General features: G+C 57.6%; 23 protein-coding genes and 1 tRNA gene. 9 read left to right on the forward strand and 15 right to left on the reverse strand.

The window, feature by feature from the left end; all coding sequences use genetic code 11:
- Position 1: 1 nt before the first annotated feature.
- From AC3WMT_RS01520 to AC3WMT_RS01540, 5 genes are all read right to left on the reverse strand, one after another.
- Entirely contained in the window at positions 2–1,600 is a 1,599-nt protein-coding gene (locus tag AC3WMT_RS01520) for a ShlB/FhaC/HecB family hemolysin secretion/activation protein (protein WP_103302174.1), read from the reverse strand.
- Between the two features lie 59 nt (positions 1,601–1,659).
- Positions 1,660–2,271: a transposase gene (locus tag AC3WMT_RS01525; protein WP_103302175.1), complete on the reverse strand. Its 612-nt coding sequence runs from the start codon at positions 2,269–2,271 to the stop codon at positions 1,660–1,662.
- Positions 2,272–2,551: 280 nt separating this feature from the next.
- Entirely contained in the window at positions 2,552–3,760 is a 1,209-nt protein-coding gene (locus AC3WMT_RS01530) for a DSD1 family PLP-dependent enzyme (protein ID WP_177431352.1), read from the reverse strand.
- A 74-nt stretch (positions 3,761–3,834) separates the two neighbouring features.
- Positions 3,835–5,163 (reverse strand): D-arabinono-1,4-lactone oxidase, encoded by a 1,329-nt coding sequence (locus AC3WMT_RS01535; protein ID WP_177431353.1) that lies wholly within the window; start codon positions 5,161–5,163, stop codon positions 3,835–3,837.
- Positions 5,164–5,239: 76 nt separating this feature from the next.
- Positions 5,240–5,602: a c-type cytochrome gene (locus tag AC3WMT_RS01540; RefSeq protein ID WP_103302178.1), complete on the reverse strand. Its 363-nt coding sequence runs from the start codon at positions 5,600–5,602 to the stop codon at positions 5,240–5,242.
- Positions 5,603–5,957: 355 nt separating this feature from the next.
- On the opposite strand from AC3WMT_RS01540, the gene AC3WMT_RS01545 reads away from it, so the two are divergent.
- A complete protein-coding gene (locus AC3WMT_RS01545) occupies positions 5,958–7,583 on the forward strand; it encodes an NADP-dependent glyceraldehyde-3-phosphate dehydrogenase (RefSeq protein ID WP_103302179.1) in 1,626 nt (541 codons plus the stop codon).
- A gap of 46 nt (positions 7,584–7,629) precedes the next feature.
- A complete protein-coding gene (locus AC3WMT_RS01550; RefSeq protein ID WP_177431354.1) occupies positions 7,630–8,670 on the forward strand; it encodes an FUSC family protein in 1,041 nt (346 codons plus the stop codon).
- A 3-nt stretch (positions 8,671–8,673) separates the two neighbouring features.
- Here the strand turns inward: AC3WMT_RS01550 and AC3WMT_RS01555 are convergent, their stop codons facing one another.
- Entirely contained in the window at positions 8,674–9,567 is an 894-nt protein-coding gene (locus AC3WMT_RS01555; protein ID WP_103302180.1) for a DMT family transporter, read from the reverse strand.
- Between the two features lie 148 nt (positions 9,568–9,715).
- On the opposite strand from AC3WMT_RS01555, the gene AC3WMT_RS01560 reads away from it, so the two are divergent.
- Positions 9,716–10,153, forward strand: a complete 438-nt coding sequence (locus AC3WMT_RS01560) for an Lrp/AsnC family transcriptional regulator (RefSeq protein ID WP_103302181.1) — start codon at positions 9,716–9,718, stop codon at positions 10,151–10,153.
- Between the two features lie 57 nt (positions 10,154–10,210).
- Complete coding sequence (locus AC3WMT_RS01565) at positions 10,211–10,528, forward strand: YceK/YidQ family lipoprotein (RefSeq protein WP_103302182.1); 318 nt, start codon at positions 10,211–10,213, stop codon at positions 10,526–10,528.
- An 81-nt stretch (positions 10,529–10,609) separates the two neighbouring features.
- On the opposite strand, the gene AC3WMT_RS01570 is transcribed toward AC3WMT_RS01565, so the two are convergent.
- Positions 10,610–11,281, reverse strand: coding sequence for a Bax inhibitor-1/YccA family protein (locus tag AC3WMT_RS01570; RefSeq protein WP_008081508.1), 672 nt, complete (start codon positions 11,279–11,281; stop codon positions 10,610–10,612).
- A 122-nt stretch (positions 11,282–11,403) separates the two neighbouring features.
- Here AC3WMT_RS01570 and AC3WMT_RS01575 point away from each other — a divergent pair.
- The 5 genes from AC3WMT_RS01575 to AC3WMT_RS01595 all read left to right on the forward strand — a co-directional run bounded on the left by AC3WMT_RS01575 (position 11,404) and on the right by AC3WMT_RS01595 (position 17,555).
- Positions 11,404–11,491, forward strand: a tRNA-Ser gene (locus tag AC3WMT_RS01575).
- Between the two features lie 207 nt (positions 11,492–11,698).
- Complete coding sequence (locus AC3WMT_RS01580; protein ID WP_103302183.1) at positions 11,699–11,908, forward strand: hypothetical protein; 210 nt, start codon at positions 11,699–11,701, stop codon at positions 11,906–11,908.
- A 198-nt stretch (positions 11,909–12,106) separates the two neighbouring features.
- Positions 12,107–15,919 carry an SIR2 family protein gene (locus AC3WMT_RS01585; RefSeq protein WP_103302184.1) on the forward strand — a complete coding sequence of 1,271 codons (3,813 nt, stop codon included), beginning with the start codon at positions 12,107–12,109 and terminating at the stop codon, positions 15,917–15,919.
- A 206-nt stretch (positions 15,920–16,125) separates the two neighbouring features.
- On the forward strand, positions 16,126–16,851 hold the full coding sequence (locus AC3WMT_RS01590) for a hypothetical protein (protein WP_103302185.1): 726 nt from the start codon (positions 16,126–16,128) through the stop codon (positions 16,849–16,851).
- 23 nt (positions 16,852–16,874) lie between these two features.
- A complete protein-coding gene (locus AC3WMT_RS01595) occupies positions 16,875–17,555 on the forward strand; it encodes an SOS response-associated peptidase family protein (protein WP_103302186.1) in 681 nt (226 codons plus the stop codon).
- A 1-nt stretch (position 17,556) separates the two neighbouring features.
- On the opposite strand, the gene AC3WMT_RS01600 is transcribed toward AC3WMT_RS01595, so the two are convergent.
- The 8 genes from AC3WMT_RS01600 to AC3WMT_RS01635 form a co-directional block, all read right to left on the reverse strand.
- Positions 17,557–17,967: a hypothetical protein gene (locus tag AC3WMT_RS01600; protein WP_256583440.1), complete on the reverse strand. Its 411-nt coding sequence runs from the start codon at positions 17,965–17,967 to the stop codon at positions 17,557–17,559.
- Positions 17,967–18,473 carry a lysis system i-spanin subunit Rz gene (locus AC3WMT_RS01605; protein ID WP_103302187.1) on the reverse strand — a complete coding sequence of 169 codons (507 nt, stop codon included), beginning with the start codon at positions 18,471–18,473 and terminating at the stop codon, positions 17,967–17,969. The genes AC3WMT_RS01600 and AC3WMT_RS01605 overlap by 1 nt, the downstream gene beginning before the upstream one ends.
- Complete coding sequence (locus AC3WMT_RS01610; RefSeq protein ID WP_103302188.1) at positions 18,473–18,895, reverse strand: cell wall hydrolase; 423 nt, start codon at positions 18,893–18,895, stop codon at positions 18,473–18,475. Before AC3WMT_RS01610 ends, AC3WMT_RS01605 begins: the two co-directional genes overlap by 1 nt.
- A gap of 60 nt (positions 18,896–18,955) precedes the next feature.
- The gene (locus AC3WMT_RS01615) at positions 18,956–19,315 is read right to left on the reverse strand and encodes a phage tail protein (protein WP_256583453.1); all 360 of its coding nucleotides are present in this window, start codon (positions 19,313–19,315) and stop codon (positions 18,956–18,958) included.
- A gap of 347 nt (positions 19,316–19,662) precedes the next feature.
- On the reverse strand, positions 19,663–20,172 hold the full coding sequence (locus AC3WMT_RS01620; protein WP_256583441.1) for a hypothetical protein: 510 nt from the start codon (positions 20,170–20,172) through the stop codon (positions 19,663–19,665).
- Positions 20,173–20,278: 106 nt separating this feature from the next.
- Positions 20,279–21,004, reverse strand: coding sequence for a hypothetical protein (locus AC3WMT_RS01625; protein ID WP_103302190.1), 726 nt, complete (start codon positions 21,002–21,004; stop codon positions 20,279–20,281).
- 382 nt (positions 21,005–21,386) lie between these two features.
- Positions 21,387–24,329: a phage tail tip fiber protein gene (locus tag AC3WMT_RS01630; protein WP_103302192.1), complete on the reverse strand. Its 2,943-nt coding sequence runs from the start codon at positions 24,327–24,329 to the stop codon at positions 21,387–21,389.
- A complete protein-coding gene (locus AC3WMT_RS01635) occupies positions 24,326–24,724 on the reverse strand; it encodes a DUF6950 family protein (RefSeq protein ID WP_103302193.1) in 399 nt (132 codons plus the stop codon). The genes AC3WMT_RS01630 and AC3WMT_RS01635 overlap by 4 nt, the downstream gene beginning before the upstream one ends.
- Position 24,725 lies beyond the last annotated feature (1 nt).

Below are 24,725 nucleotides of genomic sequence, written 5' to 3' on the forward strand. Positions count from 1 at the left end.
TTTAAAAAGTGGCTTGAAGGTTGAAGTGCAGGCGCGATTCCTGTTTCGAGGTGTTCGGCCCTTCGAGTAGCGGGTAGCCCCAGTCGAGGCTGCCGGACAGCCATTTGCTCAGGCTGGCGCGGGTGCCGAGGCCGACGCTGGCCAGGGCGTAATTGGCGTCCTGATCCGGTAGCTCATCGCGCAGGTAAAGTTGTGCGCCTTCGGCAAAGGCGTAGAAACGCCAGTCCTGCATCCACGTGCCGGCGTACTTGGCGAGTGATGGCGTGCGGACTTCCTGACTGAGCAGCAAGCCGTCATCACCGGTGCGTTCGGCCGCCAGATAGCCGCGTACCGAAGTGGCGCCGCCGGCAGAAAATTGTTCGTTGGAAACCAGTGGCCCGGACGCCAACTGGAACGCGGCTTTGCTCGCGCTCTGCCAGTCGCTGTCGAAGGTCCAGGTGTAATTGGTATCGCCCTTGAGCACGGCGAAACTCGGCTTGGCGCGATAGCGTTTGTAGTCGAAGTCTTCGTCGGAGCTGCCGTAACCGAAAATGCTGCGGGTGGCGGCTACCAGGCTCAGGCCAAGGCCAAGCTGGCTCTTTTCGCTGTAGCGATAACCGTTGTAGGCGAAGGTGAACGGCGCGTATTGCAGTGGGACTTTGTCGCTTTCGCCGGATAAGGTCAGGCGCTCGTCGAAGTCCTTGAAGTCGATGCCGGCCGACAGCGAGTTCGACCAGTTGCCGCTGGAGGGCAGCGTGTAGATCGCCGAGACGCCATAGGAATGGCCCTTGCCCAACACGTTGCTGCCACCGATGGTGGCGACGTTACTGTCGGACTGATAACCGGAGAACTGCACGCTCCAGCGCTCGGTCAGCGGCGCGGTGTACGACCCCGACCAGACCTTGGCGTTGTCGGTTTCCTGTGGCGCCGTGAAGAACGTCAGGTTGATGCTATGGCCGAGTTGCCAAAGGTTGTTGTAGCCGAGGCTGGTGACAGTGCGCAGCTTTTCAGTGTCAGCGCTGTAATCGTTGTTGAGGCCGACGCTGGCGGTCCACGGGTTCTGATCTTCGACTTGCAGATCGACGTCCATGGTGCCCGGGCGCTGGCCTTCGCGAACCATTGGCATGACCTGCCGGCCCGGCGTCTTGTTGAGCTGCGCCAGTTCGCCCTGGACCTTGGCGAAGTCCGGCACCTCACCCTCCTTCAGCGCAGGGACATTGTCGCGGATGTCCAGTGGCGAATAATGTTTGGCGCCGACCACGCGGACCCGGCCGACCTTGGTTTCGCTGACTTGCAGATAGACGATGCCGTCGGCGACAGCTTGCTCCGGCAGCTCGACGAACACCGATTGATAGCCGCGCTCCTGATAAGCCTTCTGCAAGGCATCCCGCGCGCCTTCGATATCGTTCATGCCTTTCTGCGGGCCGAGAAACGGGTACACCGCTTCTTCAATCGCCCGCGCATCAAGCACGGTATTGCCACGCACGAAGTACTCGTTGACGTCGACCAGACGCTGCGGCGCTGCGTTTTCGACAGCCTCCTCGGCCAATGCCGGCTGCACGCCCGCCGTCACCAGCAGCCAGCCCCACAGCGCCAGCCGTGACTTGAAAATCGGTTCCACACTACCCCCTGAATTCGCGATGACCTGTTGGCGCCTCAGCGCCTTGTGTGTTGCCGCTGTCAATTGCTGACGTGCGGGGCGCAGGCGTGCTTGCCGAGCCAGGTGTGCAGCAGCGCGAAGTTCAACGAGAACTCGGGCATTTGCAGCAAGGCACCGCAGAACACTTCGCCAATGATTTTCTGAATGAGTTGCACCGCCTGCGGGTTGTTGAGCAACGTGGCGATGTCGCGACTGAGGACGTTGAAACTCCAGACTTTCTGGTTCAGGCCGAGGCCGACGAACCAGCGGAACAGCAGGTTGTAATTGAGCTGTTCATACAGCTGCTGCTCGCTGGGCACCGAATACAGCAGTTGCAGCAGCAGGATGTGCATGACCGTTTGCGCGGGGATCAACATGCCGGGCTCGGCATTGAGGTCGTGCAAGAGTTCGCGATGGGTGTCGAGCAAATCGTCGATCTGTGGGCGCAACAGAACCAGCGAATGGCCCGGCGGAATGTAGCTGGACACTTCTTTCAAAGCGCCCTGCCAGTCATCCTGCGAAACAATCCAGACCCACGGCGCGCCGTAGCGATACACCGAAACCGGCTTCTTGCGCGCGGCTTCGACGATCTTCGACAAGCGTTGATCGAGTTCCTGCATGCCCACTTTCGAGTAGCGTTCCATAGTCCCCATTGCCTCACTCCCGGCGTCCCGCCTCGGCTTGTGAAAAGCGCCCCGTTGGGCCCCTCAAGCGCGTTACATAGGCATGACCGGACTGGCGATGTGCTACCGAACTTTTGTCATAAAAGCTTCATTACAGAATTGCTCGGGATTTAACAGACAACACAAAACCCTGTGGGAGCTGGCTTGCCAGCGATAGCGGTCTGTCAGCGAAGTAAAGGGTTGCTGATGTGACGCCATCGCTGGCAAGCCAGCTCCCACAGGGGGACGTGGTGTTTGGACTATTGGGTTTTCAGGTGTAGACAGGCCAGTTGTCGATGATTTTGCCGCCGCGCACGGCCAGCAAATCACCGAATTGCAGAAGGACGGCTTCAGTCTGGGTCGGGCGCAGGAAGACTTGATCTTCGAACGTCAGGCCGACGGCATTCGAGCCGTTGACCATCTCCTGATTCGAACTGCGGCCGTAGACACTGTTGCTTTGTAATCCGGGCGGCGATTCGAACTCGGCCATCCAGTTACCGCCGTAAATGAAAAAGGTCTGGCGCTGGTTCTGATCCCACCACGAGAACAGTTTCGACTTGTCATCCAGCGCCGGAATATTCACCGCGCCCGTGCTCTTCAACACCGGCGTGGCGATGTAGGCTGCCGGCACGTGCTCGACCAGCGACGGCAAGTCGTAGTGCGTCGGTTTGAGCATCGCCGTGCCGACGGACACTTCGCTGCTGAGCTTTTCGTTTTCATGGATGCGGTAACTCGGGCTGCCGGCGGTATTCAGGCACAAGCCGTCGTGCCACAACGCCGGAAATTGCTGGCGAGTGAAGTCCACGCAACGCTGATAAATCACCATGACCTTGGCAAACAGTTCTTCGGGCGAACCCAGAATCCCCGGCACCCCCATGCCCACGAACGGGTCGTAGCCCATGAACCCGGCGAATTCCAGATTCTGCGGGTTGGCGCCGATCAGCGTGAGCATCTGCCCCAGCACATTCACATCACTGACCCCGCCGCGATGCAGACCGACGTCCAGTTCGATGTTGATGCGCATCCGCGTGCCCAATCCTTGGGCCAGCGCGAGGTACTGCCGCAAACGCTCAGGGCCGTCGAGCAGCCATTGCAGTTGCTTGCTCGGATCGAATGGGCCTTTGTGATTCTGATAAAACAGTTCGGCCGAGCGCACCGGCAGTGGCTTGCCGAGCAGAATGTCCGACTGCGGGAACGCGACCGCATCGTGATTGAGAAACGGCTGATGAAACGACATCAGGCGCTGCGTCCCGGCACGCTGGCCGATATAGTTCAGCAGCCCTGGCGCCGGCAGGGATTTCTCCACCAGCCGCAGTTGCTTGCCGCCGCGCTTGACCGACTGCATGACCACATCGATGTTGTGATCGAGGCGATCCAGATCGATCAGCAACACCGGGCGCATCGGGCCTTTGTCCTTCAACTCTTGATTCAGCGCACGGAAATATTCGCTGTACGGCGCGCCCCGGTCGCCCGGACGCAACCAGGCGCCTACACCGATCAACAAAGCGCCGACACCCAGTGTGCCGAGCAGAAAATGACGACGATTGACCGCCATTAGCTCACCCCCAGAATTGACGACAGATGCGCGTTGAGAAACCGGCCACTGGGGTCCAGCGCTTGGCGCACATCGATAAATTCGCGCCAGCGCGGGTACAACGGCTGCAAGGTTCGCGCATTCAGCGTGTGCAACTTGCCCCAGTGTGGCCGGCCGTTGTACTTCCAGAAGATTGGCTCGACGGCGGCGAAGAAGTTGTGATGGTCCATCTGATAATGCTGGTGCACCGAGATTGAACAGCTGTCGCGGCCCTCGAACATGCTCAACGGAATATCGTCAGCCCTGACGTAGCGATACTCGATGGGAAACCAGGTGCGCAGGTCCTTGTCCTGAATCAACTTGAGAATTTCGCGCAGGCACGCCGGGCCGTGTTCGGCTGGCACGGAATATTCCATTTCGTTGAAGCGCACGGTGCGCACGTTGGCGTAGATGTCGAACGAGTCGCCGACGCGGTCATCGAAACTGGCCAGATGGCGCAGGCTGTTGAGCATCGTGCGGCGCAACTCCGGAAAGTCACTGGCGTACTTGTCGATCTTTTCGATCAGGGTGACGAACTCGTTGCCGCCCTCCTCTTCGGGCGGGATCGGCGGCGTGGCCGGTTCGTCGGTTTCGTTGAGGGCAATGGACAAGGCGTAGTCGGAATGGGTGACGACGAGCATTTCCCAGTGCTGGTTTTCACGGGTGTTCTTGTCGAGGTCTTCGAGCAGCTCTTCGGTCTTGGCGATCCACTGGCGTTCGCGCAGGCGATAGGCCGGGCGGTTTTGCAGGCGGATTTTTGTCGCCACGCCGAGGGCACCAAGGGACACGCGCGCAGCGTTGAACACTTCGGGATGGCGCTGGCTATCGCAGTCGAGCACCTCGCCGCTGGCGGTCACCAATTGCATGCCGCAGACGTGAGCGGAATAGGACTGGAAGTTTTTCCCGGTGCCATGGGTCGAGGTCGAGATCGCCCCGGCAAGCGTCTGGTAATCGATGTCGGCCATGTTCTGCAGGGCCTGGCCAATGTCTTTCAGTGGCGCACCCATACGTGACATCGGCGTGCCGGCGGCGAATTCGGCTTGCAGGGTTTTCGCATCGTGATCGAGCAGACCGTTGAAATAGCTCAGCGACAACAGTGTGCCGTCGGTGGGCACCAAGGCGCTGAAAGAATGCGCGGAGCCAACCGGACGGATCTTGCCTTGCGCCTGCCTGATGACGGTCGTCAGCTCATCGAGGCTCTTTGGCGCCAGTCGCGCTGCCGGCAGACAACTCTGCCCGCCCGACCAGTTGCGCCACGGAATCAAGCGAGGCGCACGCAGCAATTGGCCCAATGCCGGGGTGCTGGCCAACGCGCCGAACGCGCCGACGATACTTGCCCGTTGCAACAACTGACGCCGCGTCAGATCCATGGTCATGCGCGCACCCTTATTGTGGGAGAGGCTGGTCGGCCATGAAGCCGATCAATTGCAGAAATTGCTCTTCCGAGCACTCGACACACTGGCCCATCGGCGGCATGCCGTTGTAGCCGTTGATCGCATGGTCGAGCAGCGTGTCGGCGCCCTGCTGGATACGCGGCTCCCAGGCTTGGCGATCACCGGTGAGCGGAGCGTTGGCGGCAGGGTTGGCGTGGCAGAGCTGGCAGCTGTTGGCGTAGATCTGTGCCAGTGCCGGGTCTTTGGGAATGGCGTTGCCGGCGATGCTGGAAGTGGTCGTCGGTCTGGCGTCATCGCCGCAGCCAGGCAACGCCATGGCCAACGCCAGCAGTACAGTGAGTTGGATTGCCCGCATAAAGGCCTCGCTTATTGTTGTGATCACACCTTAAGACAGCGGCAGACAACGGTTGAGGGCATTGCGGGACAGCGAGGGGGGCAAACGGGGCCAGCCCTCTCCCCCGATGATGAAGATCGTTCCCACGCTCCGCGTGGGAATACAGCCCGGGACGCTCTGCGTCCCATTGGAACGCGGAGCGTCCCTTGAGGCGTTCCCACGCGGAGCGTGGGAACGATCTTCAAGCCAGCCCGCTCTGTTGTGCGCCTTTGCGTGACATTCGGGTGACATTTGCGGGTTTAAATTTCGGCGCATTCAGGCGTATAACCTGTAGAGACTTTTGATCTGCACGCAGACATCAACACGGGGTAGCGACATGACCACAGCAAACATCCTTGGCAACCTGTTCCCTTCTGTCAGCGACATCCCGGAAAAATACCGCCTCGACGCTCAGGTCGAGCAACGCGAATATCTGGTCGACGGCCAGTTGCGCCGCTGGGACGGCCCGCTCGCCACCGTGCGCAGCCCGGTCTATCTAAAAGGTGAGAATGGCGACGAACAAGTCATCCTCGGCAGCACACCGCTGCTCGATGCCGACACCGCCCTCACCGCCCTCGACGCCGCCGTGCGTGCCTACGACCGTGGTCAGGGCCTGTGGCCGACCATGCGCGTGGCCGAACGTATCCAGCATGTCGAAGCCTTCCTCGGCCGCATGCGCCAGCAACGCGATGCTGTGGTGAAGTTGTTGATGTGGGAAATCGGCAAGAACCTCAAGGACTCGGAAAAAGAGTTCGATCGCACCTGCGACTACATCGTCGATACCATCAATGCGCTTAAAGAACTCGACCGCCGCTCCAGCCGTTTCGAGCTGGAACAGGACACGCTCGGGCAGATCCGCCGCGTGCCGCTCGGCGTCGCGCTGTGCATGGGGCCTTACAACTATCCGCTGAACGAAACCTTCACCACGCTGATCCCGGCGTTGATCATGGGCAACACCGTGGTGTTCAAACCGGCCAAGCTCGGCGTGCTGCTGATTCGTCCGCTGCTGGAAGCGTTCCGCGACAGCTTCCCGACCGGGGTGATCAACGTGATCTACGGCAGCGGCCGCGAAACCGTCAGCGCGCTGATGGCCAGTGGCAAGATCGACATCTTCGCCTTCATCGGCACCAACAAAGCCGCCAGCGACCTGAAAAAGCTGCACCCGAAACCGCACCGCTTGCGTGCCGCGCTGGGTCTCGATGCGAAGAACCCCGGCATCGTCTTGCCGGAAGTCGATCTCGACAACGCCGTCAGCGAAGCGGTTACCGGCTCGCTGTCGTTCAACGGCCAGCGCTGCACCGCGCTGAAAATTCTCTTTGTGCATGAAGATGTGGTCGACAGTTTCATCGAGAAATTCAACGCGAAACTGGCCACCCTGAAACCGGGCATGCCGTGGGACAGCGGTGTGTCGCTGACGCCGCTGCCGGAGTCAGGCAAAGTCGATTATCTGCACGGTCTGGTGGCGGATGCGCGCAGCAAGGGCGCTGAAGTGGTCAACCCGAATGGCGGCGAATCCCGCGAGTCGTTCTTCTACCCGGCGGTGCTGTACCCGGTGAACCCGCAGATGCGCGTGTACCAGGAAGAACAGTTCGGCCCAGTGGTACCGATCGTGCCGTACCGTCACCTCGATACGGTGATCGACTACGTACTGGAGTCGGATTTCGGCCAGCAGTTGAGCATCTTCGGCACCAACCCGGTGGCGGTCGGCCGGCTGGTCGACACCTTTGCCAACCAGGTCGGGCGGATCAATCTCAACGCGCAGTGCCAGCGTGGCCCGGATACTTACCCGTTCAACGGCCGCAAGAACTCCGCCGAGGGCACGCTGTCGGTACACGATGCACTACGGGTTTTCTCGATCCGCACGCTGGTGGCAACCAAGTTCCAAGACAGCAACAAGGACCTGATCAGCGAGATCATTCGCGGACGCGACTCGAGCTTCCTGACTACCGACTACATATTCTGACGAGGGCCTTGCACTGAGTACGTTCAGCACCCACCGACTGCCACCGCTGTTGCGCCGAATCCTGCGTCCGCTGCTGGACCCGTACCGGCGCTACCGAAACGCCCGACTGATCCACGCGGTGCGGGTGGCATTGGGGTTGCTGGCGACGATTCTGCTGACCACCGGCATCAACCTGCCCCACGGTGAATGGGCATCGGTGACCATGCTGGTGGTGATCGGCGGTTTGCAGCACCACGGCAACATCGGCAAGAAAGCCGCCGAACGCGCCACCGGCACCTTGATCGGCGCCGGCGTCGGTTTGCTGCTGGTGGCGCAGCAGGCGTGGCTGGGCATGCCGTGGCTCACCTACTTCGCCATGGCCGTGGTTTGCGGCTTTTTCTCCTATCACGCCATTGGCAAGGGCGGTTATACCGCCCTGCTCTCGGCGATCACCGTGTTTATTGTCGCCGGGCATGGCGACAACCCGATCACCGATGGCTTGTGGCGTGGAGTCGATATTCTGATCGGCATTGCCCTCGCCCTGGCTTTCTCTTTCGCCCTGCCGCTGTACGCGGTGTACTCGTGGCGCTACAACCTGGCAGATGCCTTGCGCGACTGCGCCACGGTGTACGGACGGATCATCAACGGTCAGCCGGTCAGTGCTGACGAGCACCTGAAACTGATGAGCCGCCTGAGCGCGGTGATGGTGCAATTGCGTTCCCTGATGCCGTCGGTGTCCAAGGAAGTGAAGATTTCCATGACCGAACTCGATGCGATCCAGCGCAACCTGCGCATGTGCATCAGCACCCTGGAAATCCTCGGCAATACCCGCCCCGATGCCAACGACCCCCAGGCCATGACCCATCTGCAATCAGCGTTGAAGGCTGAGCACAGAGTCATTCGCGTGCAACTGATCGGCATGGCGCGCGCGTTGAAGTCCGGCGCAACGCAACGCCTGGGGCGGCCGCTGGAATTGCCGGACGCCAGTCTCGATGCACCGGTCTACAGCGCCCTCGATGGCTATCGATTGTTGACCCGGCAACTGGCGGCGAACATCGCCGAGATGCGCCAGCGCCTGGCGAAAACTGCGCCACGCTGGAACATCTGAGGGTTACTGCGCAGCCAGTCGCCGAGCCCTGAAGCCCCAACCCTGTTGCATGCCGGCAGCGGCCAGCAATATTGCCGCCACACCCACCCATTGCAGGGTCTCCAGGCGATGGCCGAACGCGAACCAGTCAACGAAGATTGCGGCGATCGGGTAGATGAATGACAGTGCGCCGGTCAAAGCGGTCGGCAATTTCTGAATCGCACCGTACAACAGCACGTACATCAGGCCGGTGTGCACGATGCCCAATGTAATCAGACTGGCCCACGCGCTCGATACTTGCGGCATTGCGGAAAAGTGTGCGAACGGTGCGAGCAACAGCACTCCAGTGCACACTTGAATCAGTGCAATCAAGTGCGGTGGCGTGCCGGTCAGACGCTTGATGATCAATGCTGCAATCGCGTACAGGAACGCCGCACCCAGCGCCAGTGCGATGCCCACCAGATAGTCGCTACCACCCTCGCCTTGCTGGCCATGGGCACTGACGATCGCCAGCATCCCCATGAAGGAAATCGCCAGCCAGAACATTTTCTGCAGGGTGATTTTTTCGCCGAGAAACAGCGCCGCCAGGCCGACCAGCATGAACGGCTGCACGTTGTACACCGCCGTGCCGATGGCTATTGAGGCCCGGGAGTACGAGGCGAACAACAATACCCAGTTGCCGACAATCGCCACGCCGCTGAGCACGGCGAGCAGGAATGTCGTGCGGGTCAGAATGGCCGGCCGCAGAAAGCCGAATGCTGCGCAGATCAACAGCAAGGTGCCAGCGCCGAACACACAGCGCCAGAACACCACGTCCAGCACCGGTTGCCCGGAAACCAGCACGAACCAGCCGATCGTCCCGGATATCAGCATCGCAGCGGTCATTTCAAATGAGCCGCGACGGAGTGTTTTGTCCATCATCAATCTCCTCTGCATTTGTCGAAAGCATGGCAAAAGTATGCCAAGCCAACGCAGGAGCGCTCCAGCGTAAAAAGCAGGCTAAACTGGCTTTCTGCCTTTTTTATTGAGGGTGATTTTCATCAATCGCCTAATACGGGAATTCGACATGACCGATGACATCGACCAGGTTCTAATCAGTGCCTTGATGGAGGATTCGCGACGTTCGCTCAAGGCACTGGCACAGATCAGTGGTCTGTCTTCGCCCAGCGTGGCCGAGCGTTTGCGTAGGTTGGAAGAGCGCGGCGTGCTCAAGGGCTACACCGTCGAGATCGACCCCAAATGCTTTGGTTATCAATTGCAGGCGATCGTGCGGGTACGGCCGTTGCCGGGGCAGTTGCAGGAGGTTGAGCGGCAGATTCTGTCGATCCCGGAATTCACCGAGTGCGACAAGGTCACCGGCGAGGACTGCTTTATCGCCCGTCTGCACGTGCGCTCGATGGAGCAGCTGGACACCCTGCTAGACCGTCTCAATACGCTGGCCGAGACCAACACGGCGATCGTCAAGAAAACTCCGGTCAAGCGCCGTTTGCCGCCGATGGCTTAAGTGCTTTTTCCTGACGTTCGGCGTAAATTGAGGGTTTTCCGGCGAAGGATTGGCGGTATGAAAGTTCTGGCAATGATGCTGATGGCGGCGATGCTGGGCGGATGCGGGACGGTGCAGACCGTCGCGCGTAGCGATCAGGTGGCCGTGGACGATTTAAAGCGGAACAAGTCCTATTGCGGGGCGGTCCCTCGGATCTACAGCGGTGTGATGTACGATTTTTGTACGCTGCATGCGCCGATAAGCGAAGGTAACGCTTACAACGCGGCACTTCCGGGCTGGGCGATTGATGCCGTGGCCTCGGGGGTACTCGACACGTTGCTGTTGCCTTACACGATCTACAAGCAACAGGCCGATGGCAGCATCGTGATCAACTGATAAAAAGCCTCCGCATGTGGCTTTTCTGCAGGCAACAAAAAACCCGCCGAAGCGGGTTTTTTGTTGAAACGCAGACCTGAATCAGTCGTCGCGGCTCATGATGCCGAAGATCTGCAACAAGCTGATGAACAGGTTGTAGATCGATACATACAGGCTGATGGTCGCCATGATGTAGTTCCGCTCGCCGCCATGAATGATGGCGCTGGTCTGGAACAGAATGCAGACCGACGAGAACAGCACGAAACCTGCGCTGATCGCCAGTTGCAGACCGCTGATCTGGAAGAAGAAGCTTGCCAGCGTTGCACCCAGCAGGACGAAGAAACCGGCGGTGATGAAACCACCGAGGAAACTCATGTCCTTGCGGGTGATCAGCACGTAAGCCGACAGACCACCAAACACCAGTGCAGTCATCGCGAATGCGGAGCTGACCACTTCAGCGCCGCCCTGCATGCCCAGATAACGATTGAGAATCGGGCCGAGCAGGAAACCCATGAAACCGGTCAACGCAAACGCGGACACCAGGCCCCACGCGGAATCACGGAGTTTGTTGGTGAGGAAGAACAGCCCGTAGAAGCCGATCAGCACCACGAAAATATTCGGGTAGCCAACACGCATCTGCTGTGCGACGAAAGCCATGACGCCGCTGAATGCGAGGGTCAGAGCCAGTAGGCCGTAAGTGTTGCGCAGGACGCGGCTAACCTCTAGCTGCTCAGCCTGCACGCTGTTATTAACTGCGTAATCCTGTTCGCGCATGGCGACACTCCTGTTGGTTTGAAACGTTCAGTCGCAAAGATCATAACAGACGCTCTGTAACAAGCCATGCAGAGAGTTTGACAGTGTGTTTCATTCAGGTATTATGGCGCCCGCAACGCAACGGAGGTGTGGCCGAGTGGTTTAAGGCAACGGTCTTGAAAACCGTCGACTGTAACAGGTCCATGAGTTCGAATCCCATCGCCTCCGCCATCTTATGTACGACAAAGCCCTGATTATTCGGGGCTTTGTCGTTTCTGGCTGTTGAGATTTTCGCTGAGCTCACGGAAGCGTTACAAAACTTTTTGATACGCGTTACAAAACTTTCTGGCTTTTCTCCCTTCTCTGGCGTCCTGCCAAACGTAAAACACTCTTCATGTAACACGGTGCTACGCTGGGCTCTTTCACGGAGGAACGCCCATGCCAAATTCCGATCTGCTCCCTTCCCTGCTTTACAAAATCAATGAGAACCAACTCGCTCTCGAAGCCGCCATCATGGAGCTTACGAACTGGGTCGAGCAGCGCGGATCGGCCGACGTCGCCGAGAACGTCCGCGCCGCCCTCTGGGCAATCGACAAAAATGAGGAGTTCATCAAGATGACGCTTGCGGTTTTGATGACGCCCGACTGACCGCTATCGGCCAAAAGCGGTCCCTTGCCGATACCCTTCAGGATGAGAAATTAGCTATGAACATAGTACATGGGGATGGAGACGGCAGTTACTGTCGATGCACGCCTATACTGTGCGACTCAGCATGTGTAGCCCTACCGTCGAAAGCGTATTTGCCGCTCCGGTATGACCACTTTAACGCATTGATGAGTTGAACTTATGAGATTCCATCCCGATGGCCCTGCGATACCAGATATCCTCCTCGAGCGCTGTGATGCTGGCCGCGTCGTATTTCTGTGCGGCGCCGGAGTTTCGTTACCATCTGGAATGCCTACTTTCGTCGGTCTTACTCGGCACGTCATTGATTTTTTTGATCCGCCAGCCGATTCAGAAATTATGGCCGCGTTTCGGCCATGGCTGGATGATCAATCTGCTGCGAATGTCCCACTCGACCAAATCTTCAACCTCCTCCACCTGGAATACGGTAAGGATGAAGTTAACGCACTGGTCACGGAGCGACTAAGTGCTCCTCTACAAATCAAAGATGTGGGACGTGAACACGATCTGATTAAGCGGATTTCTTCAAGTCAAAACGGCGTGCCGCAGATTGTCACGACGAACTTCGACCGATTGTTCGAAGTCGGGCATGTGGGAGGGCATCTGGTCCGGCACGTGCCGCCTGCTTTTCCCGATCTGAACTTCGGATCGAAAATTGAGGGGATCACTTATCTTCACGGGCGATTGGTGGAGGCGGCCTCTGAAACTCATCCCTACGTGCTTAGCAGCGCGGACTTCGGACGTGCGTACCTATCAGAAGGATGGGCTACCAACTTTATCAGGCACCTCCTAGAACGACATACCGTCGTTTTAGTTGGTTATCAGGCAGAAGACCCGCCCGTCAAATATCTTCTTCAGGGCCTTAACCATGACGGCCAGTATGATCGATCTCGACTCTATGCCTTTGACCGTGGGCTTCCTGAGGACATCGAAGCGAAATGGCGTGACCGAGGGGTTACAGCCATAGCCTATTCCGATCACTCGGACTTGTGGACGAGCATGGAAGCTTGGGCAGAGCGAGCTGATGATCCTCGTAGATGGCGTGCATCCGTAATCGCTCAATCCCAGCAGGATCCGAAAGTACTTGCCCCTCATGTGCGCGGCCAAGTTGCTCATGCCCTTCGCACGATACAGGGCGCTAGATTATTCTCGGAAGCTAATCCGACTCCACATCCTGAATGGATATGTGTGATGGATGCGTATGTGCGATCGGCTGAACCAGTACGTGACTATGGCGTTGATGCAGAGACCTTTGATCCTCTGGTCGCATACGGACTTGATGACGATCTGAGCGATATCTCTGATGAAGATCGCAAGCAGGGCGTAAGCAACGACAATCTATTAATTTGGAGAGATGAAGACGACAATCCACACGAGTTTCATCGGCTCGGTGGTCGCCAAGCAGAAGGTTTCGAGGCGACGCCAATAAGGCTTGCTCACCTTATCACCTGGATCAGCAAGGCCATTGTAAGCCCTGTGCTGGCTTGGTGGGCGATCCGACAGAACGGTCTGCATCCGCGACTTCTTCAACAAATCGAGTGGCAATTGGATCACTCAAAAACTCTCGAAAAACGAGCGCGCCATATCTGGAATCTCATCCTCGAACACCATCGAGATCCTCGCAATCGTCAGTGGGATGGCGAATGGTTTAGCCTGAGGGAACGGATCAATGTGGAAGGATGGACGGCTAGTGTCCTAAGAGAATTCCGGAAGGTTACGACTCCGCGTTTGGAGATCAAGCGACCGATTGGTCTGGGGCAGTCCAAGCCTCCCTCAGCATCCTGGATGGACATTCACCTCGGCGACCTCGGTCAGTATGAAGTCATGTTCCTTGATAAGCACGACGAAGATTTAGACATTCCCGACGACCTACTACCGCAGGTATTTGGCATCCTTCAGGAGCAGCTTACTTTCGCCTCAGGGCTATTGGGGGATATCGAGACCATGTACTTCCGTACACCGACCTGCTATCCGGTACGCGAAGTCGACGGGGAAAAGTACATCACGAAACCCGCGGAGGCGGTGGTTTGGTTTGTTCAACTTTTCGATCAAATGATTGCTAAATGGCCGGTACTTGCAATAGCGCATGCGATGACTTGGCCCGCTACGGAGCGGTACTTTTTCCGAAAGCTCAAGCTTTATGCCTTCAATAAAGTCGACCTCTTCGAGGCCGACTCGATTGCCGAGCAAGTGTTACTTTTAGATCAAGAAGCTTTTTGGGACATTGATGTGGCCCGAGAGCTGCTTTTTCTGATCGTTGACCGATGGAAAGAACTCTCTGAGACGAGTCGTAATCAACTCATCGACCGCATCTTGACAGGCCCCGATCAGCAGGCCCACTGGTCTGACGAGGAGTTCCATCGGCTGCGAGGCGAGTTCGCGGCTAGATACGCGAGATATCTCGAACTTCAAGGTTGCGAACTTGCAGCTGCTCACAGTGAACGGCTTGCCGTGATGACTGAAGGTATTGCTGATTGGAACGACGGTTGGGCGACTTCAACGGTCATCGAGCACGGCTCATACACCGGCTGGGTCGGCACGGACGAAAAACCAGATGCAGTCTTGGATCTCCCCATAAACGAGGTTGTTTCGAAGGCAAAGGAAGAGTTGAAGCGTGATTTTGGCAGCTTTACTGAGAGGCGACCCTTCACTGGCTTGGTAAAAGTCAAACCGCGAAAGGCATTGTCTGCGCTGACGATTGCTGGAAAGGCTGGCGACTATCCAGAGGCACTCTGGTCTTCCATGATCAATGAATTCCCGGCAGAAACCACTCCCAGGCTGAGGCGGGTATTCCTGACCCGAGTTGCACAGCTCCCACAAGCATTTATCGCCAAACTGAACCATACCTTGGGCCGATGGCTCCAGCAGAACCTGGTGACAATGCTTGAGTTTGATGCTGATCTCAGTTGGCGAGTATACGATCATATCGTCGAAGGTATCTTGAGCGGTGGAGCAGAGGCAGCGAAGAGTGGTCTTGGTAAAACCCATCAAGGTGGAAAACTGATTGAACAGTCTACGCGCACATATGGCCATGCAATCAATGGCCCGGTCGGCATGTGTACTGAGGCCCTTTTAAACGCAGTGCCTAGAGAGCTGCAGGAGGTGGCGGGTTCACTAATTCCAGACCACATCAAGTCTCGAATTGAACGTCTCTTAGCTGCGCCCGGTGAAGGCTCGGATCATGCCGTATCAATAGTAAGCAGGATGCTGAACTGGCTCGCGTTTATAGACCCGGTATGGGCTGAGGAACGATTTGTTCCAATGTTGGCGTTCGAACATCCAGCGTCGGAGCCCGCATGGAACGGATTTCTCTACAGTAACCAAGTGCCTAGACGATCGTTGCGAGAGATCATCAAACCGCTCCTGCTCAACCTATTCCCGTGGGTTGAAGGATTTTCATGGGATCGAGATCTCTCAGTCGGAGCCGCGCACTGGCTAGGCTACATGCGCATATTTGACACAAGTGAGCCTAGCGGGCTCTCCGAGGGAGAACTTCGTTTAGTCTTACGAGCTATGTCCGATGACACTCGAAACCGATTCATTTTTTGGTTGGGTCAAGTTGGGCAGAAAAACGAAAACGGCTGGATCAAGCACGTCATTCCTGTAATCAACAAAGACTGGCCCAGAGAACGCCGATACAGAACCTCAAAATCGATGAGAGCATGGATAGGCTTGCTTGATGACACCGGGGATAACTTTCCCGCAGTTTACGAAGCGGTAAAGAAGTTTTTGGTAGCGGTGGAGACAAATGACCATCCGTTCTACCGGTTCACTCGAGATTTAAACGATGAAAAGCCGATCACCGTTTTGTTTCCTGAGACAACGCTGGATTTAATTAACAGAGTTACACCCTTGGTTCTCATACGTCCTCCATATGAGTTGCCGAAGGTACTAGCTCTGATCGCGGAAACCAAACCTGACCTGAAATCAGACTCGCGTTATCTACGCCTTGTCGATCTTGTTGAGCGAAGCTAAATATTGTCCTTCCAAGACGAAACTCAACGATTCTCCTCGGACTTCCTGGGTAGCCGACGACTATTTTTTGACCGCACGAGCTCTAGTAGACCGTCCGCTTTTGGCCGAAAGCAGTCTCATGGCTGCAGCTCGTCGCTTCATCCTCGCCGACAAGCCACACCTCGATTACTGTACATGCATACAGCTCCTGTACAGCGATCGCTTTCATGAATTTCGACCAGGCCAAATCCCTCCGGCTTAAGCAATGGCGCGCCACACTCGACGACCAAGACTTCCGTATGCAAAACCCTGAAGGCCACCGGGAAACACTCCATGCGATGGCTGCGGCGCTGCATGGCGAAGGACTGATTGATCAGCTTGAGCAATTCGACATGGGCGAAATGGCAGACGCCGCTTACTGGCACGCAGTCGAGGAGTTGCAGAACTCGCCGCCCCAGTACCGCGGAGCGTCGACCTATGACGTCGTGCGGATCGACAACGGAGAGTTGTTTGGCACGATCAGCCGCTCAATCTTCGACTTCGCAACGACCGAACCGCGCGGCGCTTCATCTTCTTATGACGGCAAGGTTTACTCGGGCCCCGAGGGGATACACCTGAATCTAGGACTTTCCCGGAATGTCGGCACGATCACGGGGCTGATTTTGGAGATGCACGGGCGGCGGTACCAATTGATCGAGACGCAGCGGATGATCCGCGGCATTTGCCACACCCCCATCGACGACCCGGATACTTACCGAGCGCTGGTTGATGCGGCTCAGATTGCCCAAGAGGACCGGGATCTGCGCGTCATTGAAAAGGTGCGACCTCACATCGAGTCAGCCGCCTTCTGCATCTGCCCTGCCTGCCTCGATCGCTTTGGTACGCGTGACGACTGCACCACATGCACCGGAAAAGGTTTTGTGATGAAGCCGGCGCCAGCGGGTCTACGCTGAAGGAACCATGCGAGGAACGGGCAATGTGCGGACGACTCTCCCAGTACAGCGGCATTCACGATTTCGTGGCGGCGCTCAGCATGCCGAACGCGCTGGTCAATTCGACCGGCGAGCAACCTTTCGAGCGGTACAACGCCGCACCGACCGCTCAACTCGCCCTCTTCCACCAGGAAGGCCAGTTCCTGCACGCCGACATGGTTCGTTGGGGGTGGCGACCGCACTGGGCCAAGGATCGCGCTGCACCGATCAATGCCAGGGTAGAGAAAGTTGCCCACGGCCCATTCTTCCGCGCGATCTGGCCACACAGAGCGATCATCGCAATCAACAACTGGTTTGAATGGGTCGACGAAGGCGGTCCGAAGAAGCAGCCCTACCTGATCAGACACCGGGATCAGTCGCCGATACTGTGCGCCGCCATCGGCCAATACCCAAATGAAGAGCATGGCCCCGGCGGGTATGATGGCTTCGTAATTATCACCGCCGATAGCGCCGGTGGCATGGTCGACATCCACGACCGACGGCCGGTTGCATTGTCACCGGAGCTGGCTCCGGAATGGTTGGACCCGGCAACGCCGAAAGAGCGCGCCGAGCAAATGCTATTGCAACAGGGTGAACCAACGGAGGTATTTGAGTGGTTCAAGGTTGACCGGGCCGTGGGGAATGTACGGAACCAAGGCCCGGAGCTGATAAAACCAGTCGACTGAATCAGCCCTTCGTCAGCGTTTTCAGGCGCTCCACCAACGCGGCTTCAAAAATGATGTACAGATTTTCAGCATCGCCGGGGCGCAAAGCACCGCCGGTTTCCAAGCCAAGCACGAAGCCATCTGCCCGTGCTCCCGCCTTCACAGCGATGATCATCGAATCAGCCCGGACAATCTGCGCCAGTAGGCGATCCGCCTCTCGCTGCATCTTCTGGCTTAGCACCACGCCTTCCACGTCATCCCCCATTACCTTCACTACGACATCCAATAAATGACTGTAAGAACTACTGAAACCCAGATAATCGTCATCACGATTGAGTAACCAGCCATTTGTTTGTCCATTCCACCAGTCCTCCAGTTCGAATCTGAATGATGGTTTACGACCGGTGGCATCGCAAGAATGGCTCGGCGCCATCACTGCACCAGGTTCCGTACATACTCCTGGCACGCCTGCAGAGCAATCAGCCCCCGGTCGCCGGTGTCGGTGATGGCGATAATTCGTTGAGCATGCGTTGGGTCAAGTCGGGCTCGTACGGCTGCATGATCCACGCCGCCGGCGCCGGAGGTGGCTGGCACGCCACAGCCTTTGGCAACGTCGGTTGCGTCGAGGAGGACTGACAACCGGACATCAGCAGTGGCAAGGCGATCGCGCAGGCGATTTTGGTCACGTTGGGCATTGCTCATTTTCTCGAAGTGGGTTTGCTCGCTGGCTGCCAGGCGCTGCTCGAGCGCGAGTCGCTTGTCCTGCTCTACCTGCTGCGCGGTGGCGGCGGCCTGGGTCAGTTGATTCATGGCGTCGGCGTGCAGTCGCGCCTGCTCGGCAAGCTGCCTGCCGTAGCGCCAGTCCTGAAACTGCCAGGCGCTGCCGAAGCCGGCGAGCACCAGCGCCAGCACGCCGACCAATTTCCACGGAACGACCATCACGGCACGTCCTTGAAGAAGATGTGATTGCCCAGCCGCAAGGTCTGCTTAGCCTTCGCCGCCCAACCCGGCGCCTTGATGCTGGTGGCGTAATAGTGGGTAGCGCCGCTGGTGGGATCAGACACCTTGCCGTCGATCACCTGTTCGGCGGCGATCCGACATTGCGCCAGTTCGCGGAACGGGATCTGCTTCACGCCGATCAGGAACTGATAGTTCGGGTCGGCCTTGTTCCAGCAGCTGAACTGGTATGGCTTCTGGCACACACCGGCGTAGCCCTCCCCCCACCACGAGTTGGTCTTGCCGTCGTTTACGCGGTTGCGGATCGCCCAGGCCACGGCGACCTGGCCGGCCGTACCTTCGCCGCGCGCCTCACCCCATAGCGTGCGGGCGAGGATGTCGCGGTCTTTTTCGGTTGCAGTCATCACTTTTCTCCAGGCAAAAAAATACCCGCTCGATGGCGGGTTGTTCTCGTTCAGTCGGCGTCAGATCGTTTCTTCGGCGGCCAGCATTGGGGCGGCAATGATGTCGGGCGTAGCAGGCTCGGCTGGCCAGGCCGGGGACTCAAACCAGCCCTCTTTGGTAGTGACCTTTCCCAGTGCGTACTTGTAGGCTTTCCACGCTTTCAGGCTGAGCGTCAGTGTGGCGTGCTCTGCCTCGTCTTCCGAAGTGGCCTCCCCAGCCTCCATGCCGTACCCCAGAGTGGCGACTCGATCAGCGATCCGATCAATCTGCACGACGGCGGAAGAGTTGCGGGTGGCAAGCTCCGCCCTTGCAGCGGCCAAGCGCGCGGCAGCGGCTTGCGCGTCCTTCTGGGCAAGGGTTATCAATTTTCCCCAATCGATAACGCCTTCCCGCGCAGGCCAGGGTACTTGCGCAGATGGCGGCTCATCGCTCGGGAGCGGCTCAGGCAAGACCACGGGCCCGTCGGCAACATTCACGAGCGGCACGGGAAAAGCCTGAGCTTGGCTGTAATTCTGTGGAAGAGGAAGAAGCAGGTTCAGCGTCAGCTCGCCGTTCTGCTTCTCTACATCGCCGGCGATCCACATTGTGCTGAAGGCCCCAACGGGCAGCGTGTCCCCGTCGGACATTCGCGAAAAGTTGAATTGCTCGCCGTTGATGGTCAGCGTATCGCCAGCCTTGGATACTTCGAGCGTACCGTCCATACGGCAAGGAGACAGGTTAATGATCATTAGTACCACCGTCCGGATGCGAAAAAATTAAGCCATGCAAAGCCGCCTGTAGCCGTCGGGGAGAAGGCTACCCATCCGCCCCACGCGCTCTGCGTCTGCTCCACGTAATTGCCAGCCCACGAAAAAGCTACGCCGCTCGCCGATGGGATGACTACAGGCAGGCCGACAAAGGCTGCCGGGAAGTTTCCCGGGTAAATCGCCGCACTGTTGAAAACACTGCCGTTCAAGTTACTCACGGCAGTTGTTGACATACGCGTCCAGCAATGAAGAGTTCCGTCAGCGTATTTGATGTAGCTGCCTTGCGCGTTCGCGCCCCTTTCGAGTATCGCGCCGGTAGGAACACCGGACGCCTGAGAGACGGTGCCAATGATGTTCGCTCGCTTGTAATTGACGGCATCGGCTGCATAAAGCTCGTCGAAGTTGCTTTGCGCTTTGGTAAACGCGCTACGCGGCGTATCGCCGCCGACACCCGTGGGAGCGGTGCCGAGATTGATCGTTTGTTTGGCCATGCGATTACTCAAATTCTGGTCAATAAAAAACCCGGATCTCCGGGTCGTCGTGCCACCAAATCGTTACGGGGTGAGGAAAGGCCGGGCGACAGTTCGCCCCAAAACTTTAAGTATTCAAATATCGCGAGGCCGGGAACTTACAAACCGGTATAGCCAGACACGTATTATTTGTTCCCTGATAGTACCAATCTCCCCTAACGACATTATTGTTAATCCTCAGCATCCTTACACCATCCGATAGTAAAGTTAAGCCGGCATACTGAGCATGACCTGTAAACCAATTCACTCCCCTATCAATGCTTGAAATGGATACAAAATCATCCGCATCAATGGTTAAGCCGCTATCATAGTAATCAACCCAGTCACCTTGCGTCAGCTTCCAGTTTTTACTGAACTTGCTAAACTTGACGACGTTATCGCTGGATGTGTAGATGGTGTTGCCTTGATAGTCAAACAGCTCCAAACCATAATCCGATGTACTCTTGAGGTTGGAATACATGCATGAGACATACTCAAGTGTATAGTTTTGTAGATTGGGATTACCCCTTACAGCCGACACCACCAGAAAGCCGGTCCAATTACCCGGGCCACCGAAAAGGCCCGTGTAGATGGAAAGATCGTTGTGCACGCCCGAGACAAGCCGCACGAATATCTGAGGTGGCTCCTGGGTTCTGATGGGCTTATTGAACATCACAGAACCGTTGCCTTCCACATCCGTGTATTTAGACGTGATTTTAAAGGTGCCTCTTTCTGAGAATACCATTATTTTATAGTCACTCGAAATTATGACGGATCCATAATCATTGGCGACAGACAATCCGAAATCAGTCATTAAATCACCTTAACCACTTCAATAACGCATTCCACAGTGCTTTCTACCCACCGCTCTAACCATTTACCAGTGCCGTTTGGCGCCCTGTAATTCGCGTATGTATATATTGCAATCTGCGTCCCGCCCAAATCCTTATAAGTCGGAATAACAGACCTACCGAACGCCGCCCCCGTACTATAGTTACGAGGTGTTATCGTCACAAAACATGTAGACGGGTCGTAGCCGATCACATCCATCAATATGTAATCGCTTCGCGGCGCGGGCCTGGCACCTCCCCCGGAGGGGTTGGCCGGCAGAACCATGACCGCAAGCTTTTGTAATGTGAAGTCCCCCATATCCAAAGTAAGCGATCCATTTTCATTCCACACATTTATCCCGAAACTCATGCGGTTAGGTCTCCCAACTGGACTCGCTTAATACCGTTTTGATCAAAGACCTTGATTGCCCGGTTGGTCATCGTCAGTCGTCCGCCTCCCGGCGCCGGGCCGTTGAACTCAAGGTTGCCGGCCTTATCAAGGCGCCAACCTTGCACGCCGGGTATGTAGTTGTCCGACTGCAACGCTTGGCCGATCTTCAGCATCGTGATGCTGCCGTCCTGGATAAATGCTGAGTTCATGAACACCTGGCCGCCCTGCACCGAAAACGGCACAGATATAGCGCCGCCGGCGATGGTGTTGACGATGGCAAAGCGATCAGCACTAACCAGGAACTGGCTCTGCAGACCGGCGCCTGTGTTTTCGATACCGAGGCCAATACCGGCGGCGACGTATTGCCCGCCAGCAGTCACCTGCATCTTCACGGACCACATCGTTGAGGCCTTGCCATCCAGCGTGGCCACTGCCTGGCTGACCGTCTGCACTGTGGCGCTGTTCTTATTCACCTCTGCCTTTATGGTTTCGATGCTCTTGGCAGTGGCAATTCCGTCCTCAAGCCGCGCTGACTGTTCCGACCAGACCCCTACATAAACCTGATCAGAGCCGGCGAAGCCGCCGGTGTCGCCGGCGAGCGCGGGATTCACCTGCACGTAGACGCCATCAAGCTTTGACGCCTGCGCAGTCAGCTTGTCTCCCTGATGCTCGATATCCAGTGTGTTTTTAGAGACCTGTGCCGCCAGCGCATTGGCCTCCTCCAAGACCTGGCCGATGTCTTCCCAATACATAGGGTTCGGCGGAGGCGTGTTGATCGGTACCGCCTGAGAAGCCTGATACAGGCGCCGACCCACTCGCACCGTGTCGCCTTTCAGATAGGTTGACGCAGGGTCGTACTCGAGTGCGTCGGCAATATTGTCGATCTGATCCTGAAGTCCAGGGATCTTGTCGATTTCACTGACAATGTCTTGCCCCAGTTCGGTACGGCCGACTTTTCCTGCCATCGCTGCAAGATATGCAGAGACGTCGTTTGAGGTCTGTGCCGGAACGTAGAGGAACGCGCTCTTGCCATAAGCGTTTGATGAGCGGATGAAGTAATAATAGTTCTTCCAGAACCCCAGCCCAGTGTGCGTAAACGTCAAGCCCTGCCCAAGATATTCGGCATCAGCAGACGTTGCCGTCGGCGAGGTGCTAAAGAAGTACTCGTACGTCCCGCCATTCAAGCCGTTTTGCGAGTTACTCGGGATCAGCACGATGTTGTCGATAGACGACTGCACCACGCAGCTTTCCGGGATCGGAGGGCCATTGATGCTGACGGTGATAGTCACCTCACCCGATCGCGCCATTGGCCCGACAGCCGCCACGCTCATCGTGTAATTGCCAGACGGCAGGCCATTGATGGCGATCTCCGTCGAGGTGGCCGGCACGTTGTGCGACTGAATCGCTGTCGTGCCCTGGCGCACGATTACGATGTATTCCTTCACGATGCCGCTAGGCGGCAGCCAGGACAGGACACCCTGAATTACCTCGGCGGTGTTGTCCTGTGTCCACGTGAGATTGGTAGGGCTGCCAAGCCCGCCGGAAGGCAGGTTGATAAACCCGATAGGGTTATATGGCTGCCCCACCGCATCATCAAAGATTGCCGGCTCGTATTGCTTGACCTGGACGGTGCAGCCTTCGCTATCGCCCATAGACCAGTCCGAAACGATGAACTCGCCCAGGATGTTCAGCGACGGCAGGTTGACCCGCACAACGCGGCCCGGACGGCAGTTATAGCCGGCAAAGTTCATCGGAATGCTGATCGCACCACCCGCACGGCGCCGGCGCAGCTCCATGTTCGCCAGCCGCTGGGCCTGATAGGGGTCAGTGACATAGGAGTAGGTCAGCGTTTCCGCTGCCTCGCCACCGTCTTCGACAATCCATTCGGCAACACTGACCTCGGGGTAATCGGTCTCTGTCCACGATTGGGACGGGTCAATGAACGTACCTCGAACGGTGTTGATTGCCGAGTCGTTGGTCGGCTCGGTGCTGCCGGTGACGGTGCCGATCACCATGTCTTCAGTGATTTCGAAGTCGTACGGCCCGTAGTAGGCGCCGGCCTGGAACATCCAGCGACCACCAACTCGGATCAGGTGGCCACCAGCAGCGGCCTCGAGCTTCTGCAAGACGCCAGTGCGCTGCTCGTCTGCACCGATCACGCAACCGCTGCGGTAGCGCTGGCTGGTAGAGCCGTCCGCATTGGTGACGGCCTCGTCGCAGACGTTCGCAGCACTCGCGAAAGTTTCGAAAACGATTTCGTCGTCAGGCACACCGCAGCGGGCGCGGAGATACCACAGCAGATGCAGCGCAGTGTTTGCGCTGTAGCCCGCCGTGTTGCTACGCGGGTCGTAAATATCGTTGCGACCGCGCACGACGAAACGAGTGTCGGGGATGCCGGACGGGAATTTTTCGGCGCTGTAAAAAAGAGAGATGCGGACAAAGGACAAACCACGACCGATCTGTGAGTCCTTCCAGTCCGGACAGTTTGCCTTGAGGAATGCATTCACCTGAGTCGGATCGACGACCAGCTCGTAGGTGGCATAGGCGCCGAACGAGCCGATTTCTTCCTCGCCGAGGTAGATGTTTTCGAGGGCATCGATCGCCCCTTCGCAAAGCACGTACACCAGGTGCAGCCATTCGCCCTCCCCCTGAGCGCCAGCCTGCTCCTGCGCCCACACAAGCACGCCACCAGTGGAAACGCGTCCAAGGATGTAGCGCACCGGTGCCTTTGATGAGCGCACGGTCTGCGCCGACGGCTCGTTGTCGCGCAACGGCGACTTGGTGTTGAGCTTTTCCTGCTGCTCAGACGCATAGAAGGCCAGTGCTGCACCGGCAACGGCGCCCCACGGCCCGCCTTGGGCAAAACCAACAACCGCACCGACAACAACCGAGGCAAGTTTTCTGACGCCGCCGCTCATTCAACCCTCCACGCGGCCAGTGGCTCGCATACGACACGGGCTACGCCGTCATCGGTTGTTGCCCAATAATCGCCAGCCCAGAAAACAGCCATGCTTCGGCCGCCAGGCGCGTCGTACAGCACGACGTCGCCGCGCTGTATGAAGCCCAGCGGCACCCTGGCGAAGTGGACATCCCAAGCGGCCTCAAGGCTGCCGTGCTGTTTCTTCAGCTGCCGCTTCGCACCGGTTTCCGTCGTGTACTTACCGCGGTAGTTCTCCGCCGGATCGACACCACAAACCGAGGCTGTGCAGTCGGCAGCGAACAGGCAGCAGTCAAATTCACCCCATGAAAAAGGCCGCTCTTGGGCGGCCTTGATCGTTTCGTTCAGACGGGTTGTCCAGTCTCGGTAGCGCATG

Source organism: Pseudomonas sp. FW305-7, assembly GCF_058786735.1.